We start from the raw sequence: 6,342 nt of genomic DNA, 5'->3' as shown, positions 1-6,342 counted from the left end.
AGACAAATATACAGACATCAACTCTAAGAGTACCTAAAAACATACTCGAAGAAATAAAAATATATTGCCGAAAAGCAGGGAAGCCTGTCGGGGAATGGGCTGAAACAGCCTGGAAATTCATAGAAAAGAACGACTTCGACATCTATGACAAGGAAACAACACCATTTCTTCCTGTTCCTCCAGACATCGAGAAGGAAAGAAACCAGGTAGAAGCCTTGTGTATGCTTATGAGCGAATTTATAACGGCACAAAAGCAGATACAGCTTCCGGCCCCGGAACTTATCGCAAAGGCAGCTGAAGAAAAGGTACGTGCTGAAATGAAAGCTGAAGAACAGGCAAAAGAGCTCCAGGTTCTTCAGGAAGAAAACAACCGATTGCGTAACGAAATCAAAGTTCTTCAGGAGTATAAGGAAAAAGCATACCGGGAACTGTGCCGGGTACGTGATGAACAAAAAACATTCGGAAAAATAAAAGTAAATACAGAATTATGGAAAGGATGAATCAGAGAATTTTAGTGGCATGTAATATTTTTGCTATATTATTTTTTATAAGCTCATGTAAAAATATTAAACCTTTAAAGGACACGACAGACTGTGATAATATGAATTTAAAGAGCAATGTTTGTCTAATTATACAAGAAGATTTTGATATTCAGAATGGCAGAAAAACTAGCTCTAATACAACTATTTTTAAGTTTAATCATCACAAAAATTTGCTCAAAGAAATCAAGGGGAAAGAAATTACTAGTTATTCATATGATAACTCAGGTAGATTGATTGTAGAAAAACATTCTAAAGATATAATAACATTATCAGAAGAAACAGATTTTATAAATGTCTCAGACTATAAAAAATACTATTATAAGGATGAGAATGTTTTTCCTTTTAAGATAGAAGAGTATTATGGTAATGAAAACAGTCTTAATGCAAAGACTATTATAGAAAGAGATAAAAATAATTATAAGACTAAAACAATTAAAGTAGAATATAAAAAAGATCCTTTTTCTGGCAAAGCAATAAATGATACGACAATAATGTTATTCAAAAATAATGGTAATAATAAATACACAGAGATTGAAATAAGACAAGGGAAAAGGATTTTATTAGAAAAATATGAAATTAATGAGAATGGTCAGATTACATCTAAACACATCAAAGATCTAAATGTAATAACCGATACTATACCTACATACATCTTGGAAGATATAAAAACATGGAAACAAAAAAAATCTTATAACTATGTAAAATACGACAACAACCTTTTGACAACATATGAAAGGAATGATAACGGAGACCTAGTACATATATTAGATGTAGATAGTACTGAAAATAACCAGCATGAAACTTACGCCCAATATACTTATGATGAAAGAGGAAATTGGACAAAGAGAGAAATATTCAATAGTCTACATGAACTCATTGCTATAGCTACAAGAAAAATAGAATATTATCCTCAGAAAGAAAACGGAGAAATAGATTTAAGTTTTGAGCACGAAACAACACCATTAGAGAAAGAATTTGAAAGAGAACAAAGAATCAAGCAAAAAGAAGAACTTTATTTAAATGACAACTTTATAATACAACAATTTCATGAAAAGATGAAAGAATATCCTGACTATAGAGTTATTGGAGAACCCAAAATAACTTACCATGATGGATATACATATAATATAAACTTTAATGCCACTCATTATTTTGGAGGATACCCCAATGGATATCCTTCAAAAGAAAATATAACAGTCCAAATAATTTTGGACTTAGAAACAGAAACATATACATTTACAACCATAAAAGGAGATTTATATTAAGGGAAAAACATCAATCAGAATGCTTACCTTCTGTTTTTTAGATGCAGAAGGTAAGCACCTACCAAGCGGTAAGTTATCTAAAATTACATACCCATTCCAAAACCCCGGCTTTTCTTCCTGGGCTGGTCGAGTTCTTCCTCCTGTTGCTTCTTCCGCTGTGGTGCCTGGTTGATATCCAGAACTTGGGAAATACTGTTTCCCTGTTGTTGGATTTCTTCCCGGCCTTGTTCCTGGTGTGGTTCCTGAAGATCCCGGCTCCATTCGGCTTTCATTTTCTCAAGCCGTTCATGGTTCACACGTTCTGCCCACTCCTTTTTCTGGAATATTTCTTTCGGGCTTCCGTTCTTCATGGTATTGAGATAGTCGAAGGTCTGTTCCGGGGCCCGGTCATACCCTGTGCGCTTGTCAAATGAAGATTCACACTTTCGGAAAAAATCTGTCCTGTCAAAACCTCCCTTCACGTTTCCGCAGTTCTTCTTCCCGGTGTGGTTGGTCTTTGGGCTTAGCTTCCTGGTGTTGCTCCTGTCCTTCCGGCTGACGATGATATGTGCGTGCATGTCGTACCGGTCGGCTCCCTTCCTCTCAAAATGGATCTTCCCGTAATACTCGATATCCTCTTTGTTCAGGCCTTTTCCAAACCCTTCCGCATAGTGCTGCATCACATCATCACGGACATACTTTCTCATGGCTTCAGCCTGTTCCTTCTCTGTCTTGCCCATTTTCTCCAGCTCCCGGCTGGAAGGGCTTACCGTGATCACATAGAACTTCGCATCGTTCCGGCTTAATTTTGCCTTGTTGTTGTCTATTTTGAAGGTTACTTCCTGTGCGCTTATGTAGTCACGTGAGTTATTGAAAAACGGCTGCACTTCCTGGCCGTTCTTCATGCGCTCCAGATCCTCATGCTGGAGGTAGGTCGTTACTCCTGTGCAGCTCCCTGTATTGGCATAGGTTCCGGAACCGCCACCCTGAATTTTTATATTCATAGTCCCCTCCTTTCCTTTTCCCTCTCATAGACCTTGTTTATATCATCGAGCAGCCCGGTCTTTCCTTTTGCATCGAGGAAGGAAACTATATGTTGCATGGCTTTAAGTTGTGCTGTTTCGTTGGCTTCTATCCGCTTGAAAATGGCCTGCTGGTTCTTCCTGATAACTGCATCAGAATCCCGTACCGCTCTTTCAGCTCTGTCAATAGCTTTTCCCTTTTCGCTGGATTGGTTCATTACCTCGATGAAAAGTTCACTGTTCTCCTTCAGGAACCGCCTGAACTTTTCTTCCGAAAGTAAGGATGAAAGGCTTATGGTTATCTGTGTGCTGGCTCCGGCCAGAGCTTCACAAGCCGGACGCACAAGATCCGTTTCCTGTTTCTTCAGGAATGCGAATACCTGATCCATGCGCTTGATAAGTTTCTGCATTTCCTGTGCTGGGCTTTCATGCTCGACCGGGTTTATACCGTACTTCTCAAAATAGTTTATAGCATGTGTAAGGAACTCCATTTTTGACACATTGTTTGCCTTGGCCAGACGGTCAAGTTTAGTAAAAGTAGTACGTTCTACTGCTACCGTTGTTTTGCTGTCTTTTTCCATGATATTATAAGGCTTATTATAATGAATTAATATACTAACTTATTGGTTTACAAGATAGTATATTTATTCATTATAACCAAATTATATTAGTATAATTTTCTAAATAGCTGATTTACAGCTAAAAACCCCGTAGGGCAAGAGGAAAAAACAGGGCTTGCCCGGTTTCCTCTTGCTGTTCTATCGAACACCCTCCCCAGCGCGAAATTAGCAAAGGGGACGGGGAGAGATAGAACCTATCCCACACACGTGAACACCCACGAAAACCGCACAACAGGTACCCAACAGAATTACCCAACAAAACCGCACAACAGAACGTGTCCGGAACACCACAAAAAACTCATCGGTCGGGGAGCGCCGCACGGCAAGGGGCGGGACCACCCGTCCCGACGAGTGCCCAAAACCCTTACTAAACCTCTGTATCGTTTTTTATGAGTACGTTATTACCCTCATTGGTTCTCTTCAACATTGCATCTGCCAGAATGCTTTCTACGAAACTGTTCAGGCTTTTGTTAGCCTTTCTCGCGTCTTCCTTTAAAGCCATTAATAAATCCTCACGTAAACGAAAAGAAACTTGTTTTCTTGTTGTTTTATTTGTCGTCATAATGTCCCCAGGCTGAAATGATAAATACAATTACAGTAGTCTCGTTGACCATATACCTGATACGGTTCTTCTTGTCCAGCTGCCTTGACCATACACCCTCCAGGTATCTCAACTGTTCCGGATGCCCTGTACCCGTATATGGGTGTTCCCGGAGTTCATCAAGCAGCTTCTCCAGCTTCTTGAAAAGCTGCGGAGAGGATTTTCTCATTAACAGGACATGTTTTACCGCTTCTTTGGAAAATTCTATCTCATACATTGCCTTCGCCCTCTATACGGTTAAGAAAATCGTCCAGGGACTCGTTTTTAGCCATTCTGAAGGTATTTCCGTTCCGGATATCTTCAATACCTCTCTGGATGGCCGCAAGTTCTTCCTTTGAAGGAAAATCACCTTCTCTGACTGCACACACCATGATAGGTGCCGCATTGCGTCTGGAGACCAGGATCGTTTCCGTCTCTGCCATTTCGAAGTATTTCTTCTGATTGGCACGAAATTCGCGTGTTGTAACAATCTGCATAGTTCTAATATATTGGTTTACACTGCAAAAATAGGGATAAAAACCAATAAAACAAAAGTTTTGTGTACTTATTTGTGTACACGCGCGGAAAGTTCGTTCCTCAAAGAACGCTGCGCTGGCTTTTGCTTTGCTTTCACAAACATTCAAAAAGTCGTTTTTCGCGGATTCGGAGGTTTGGAAGCCACATTCTGACTAAAATTTTATGACTTGTTTTTAAGCATTACTTGTTATATGCTTATCAACTTTTGAAAAACATCTTTTAACAATCTAATAAACAATGAATTATAAACAACAATAAGAATCTAACTACGACTTTTTGAATACTAACTACGACTTTTTGAATACTATTTCAAAGTTTAACTACGACTTTTTGAATACTAACCACATAATCTACGACTTTTATTTGTTAAAGTCGTTTTTAATACTTACATTTGCGCAAAACACTGATAATTATGGCAATAGTAAACAAAGACCTTATCCAAAGTTATATTATGACTACTGCAAAATATGACTTTAACGTGTACGAAAAGCGTATCATTTATCGTCTTGTAGAAATGGCTCAAGGAGAGCTGCAAGGTATAAAGTTCGCTGATAACTGTCAGAAGATAGAGCATGATCTTTTCAGTTGCGTAAATATAACCATGCCTATTGCCTGCCTGCTTAATGGAGAGGATGACAAAAATTATGCAAGAGTAAAAGAAGCCCTACAGTCGCTTCAGCGAAAGATCTTTGAGTATGAAGATGATGAAATCTGGCAAAGTATATCTATCATAGCCTTGCCTTATATACGAAAACGTTCTTCAGTCTTGTCCTTTCAGGTGCACCCACGTGTATGGGACTGCATACTTGATTTCTCCAAAGGCTTCAGAAAATACGAATTGAAAGCTGCCATGAGCTTTAAGAGCCAGTTTTCAATGCGCTTTTATGAGTTGCTGAGCAACCAGAAAACTCCTCTGATATACTCTATAGAACAGCTAAAGGAAATGTTTTGTGTGGCAGATAAGTATGAGCGAATAAATGATTTCATGCGCAAAGTAGTAGAAGCTGCAAAAAAAGAGCTTGATGAAGTCAGCCCTTATACCTTTGAGTACACACCGCTCAAAACAGGACGAAAGATAACGGCCATAAAGTTTTATCCAGTATATCAACCAGAACACCGTGACAGTGATTTGGAAAAACACGACCTTCAAAAACAGACAGCTTTAAGCTGGTCGTTAACTCCGGAAATAAGAAGTTATCTTAAAAACTCGATTGAGTTTTCAGATAAAGAGATTAAGAACAATCTGGATCTGTTTATATCAGCACAAACCTTACTTCCGGACTTCCTTAATGAACTCGCCATTCTAAAAGGGAAATCAAGGGAAAAGAAAAACCCAAAAGGTTATATAATCAATGCTATCAAGGGAAAGATTAAAGATAGAAAGAAGATTTGATTTTGTCACACAATCAAAATAAACAAAGATATGAAAGAAGGAGATTTGATTTTGGTATCTGCTGAAGCTACAGGCTTAGGCAAGCCAATGGAAGCCGTCATAGACAAGATTGAGACATTCATGGGACAAACCCTTGTAACAGTAACTTATACGCAACCAGACGCCTTATCTGGATTCGGTGGTTGTTTTGTAGATGTACACATAACAAAGCAATAATATATTTTTTGTAGAATATGTATATTACTAAATATATTCTTTATATTTTTGCACATAAATCATTGATATGCAAGAAAAGACAAATATACAGACATCAACTCTAAGAGTACCTAAAAACATACTCGAAGAAATAAAAATATATTGCCGAAAAGCAGGGAAGCCTGTCGGGGAATGGGCTGAAACAGCCT

Annotated in this window: 8 protein-coding genes; 4 read left to right on the top strand and 4 right to left on the bottom strand. The window is 38.4% G+C overall.

Annotation, left to right across the window (positions count from 1 at the left end):
• On the top strand, positions 1–500 hold a 500-nt coding region (locus MUN53_RS18030), incomplete at its 5' end, for a hypothetical protein (protein ID WP_245406181.1).
• Complete coding sequence (locus MUN53_RS18025) at positions 497–1,807, top strand: hypothetical protein (protein ID WP_243326787.1); 1,311 nt, start codon at positions 497–499, stop codon at positions 1,805–1,807. The genes MUN53_RS18030 and MUN53_RS18025, both read left to right, overlap by 4 nt.
• A gap of 83 nt (positions 1,808–1,890) precedes the next feature.
• On the opposite strand, the gene MUN53_RS18020 is transcribed toward MUN53_RS18025, so the two are convergent.
• The 4 genes from MUN53_RS18020 to MUN53_RS18000 all read right to left on the bottom strand — a co-directional run bounded on the left by MUN53_RS18020 (position 1,891) and on the right by MUN53_RS18000 (position 4,505).
• Entirely contained in the window at positions 1,891–2,790 is a 900-nt protein-coding gene (locus MUN53_RS18020; protein ID WP_243326786.1) for a DUF5712 family protein, read from the bottom strand.
• Positions 2,787–3,389, bottom strand: coding sequence for a BfmA/BtgA family mobilization protein (locus MUN53_RS18015; protein WP_243326785.1), 603 nt, complete (start codon positions 3,387–3,389; stop codon positions 2,787–2,789). Before MUN53_RS18015 ends, MUN53_RS18020 begins: the two co-directional genes overlap by 4 nt.
• A 587-nt stretch (positions 3,390–3,976) precedes the next feature.
• Complete coding sequence (locus MUN53_RS18005) at positions 3,977–4,246, bottom strand: Txe/YoeB family addiction module toxin (RefSeq protein ID WP_032530137.1); 270 nt, start codon at positions 4,244–4,246, stop codon at positions 3,977–3,979.
• Positions 4,239–4,505 (bottom strand): hypothetical protein, encoded by a 267-nt coding sequence (locus MUN53_RS18000; RefSeq protein WP_005812757.1) that lies wholly within the window; start codon positions 4,503–4,505, stop codon positions 4,239–4,241. Before MUN53_RS18000 ends, MUN53_RS18005 begins: the two co-directional genes overlap by 8 nt.
• A 452-nt stretch (positions 4,506–4,957) precedes the next feature.
• Between MUN53_RS18000 and MUN53_RS17995 the strand changes: the two genes are divergently transcribed.
• Both MUN53_RS17995 and MUN53_RS17990 read left to right on the top strand, forming a co-directional pair.
• Positions 4,958–5,938, top strand: coding sequence for a replication initiation protein (locus tag MUN53_RS17995; protein ID WP_146334838.1), 981 nt, complete (start codon positions 4,958–4,960; stop codon positions 5,936–5,938).
• A gap of 30 nt (positions 5,939–5,968) precedes the next feature.
• A complete protein-coding gene (locus MUN53_RS17990) occupies positions 5,969–6,154 on the top strand; it encodes a hypothetical protein (RefSeq protein WP_146334836.1) in 186 nt (61 codons plus the stop codon).
• The last annotated feature ends 188 nt before the right edge of the window (positions 6,155–6,342 follow it).

It is taken from the genome of Parabacteroides faecalis (genome assembly GCF_022809355.1).
GTDB classification, from domain to species: domain Bacteria; phylum Bacteroidota; class Bacteroidia; order Bacteroidales; family Tannerellaceae; genus Parabacteroides; species Parabacteroides faecalis.
This window is presented reverse-complemented; position numbering and strand designations above follow the sequence as displayed.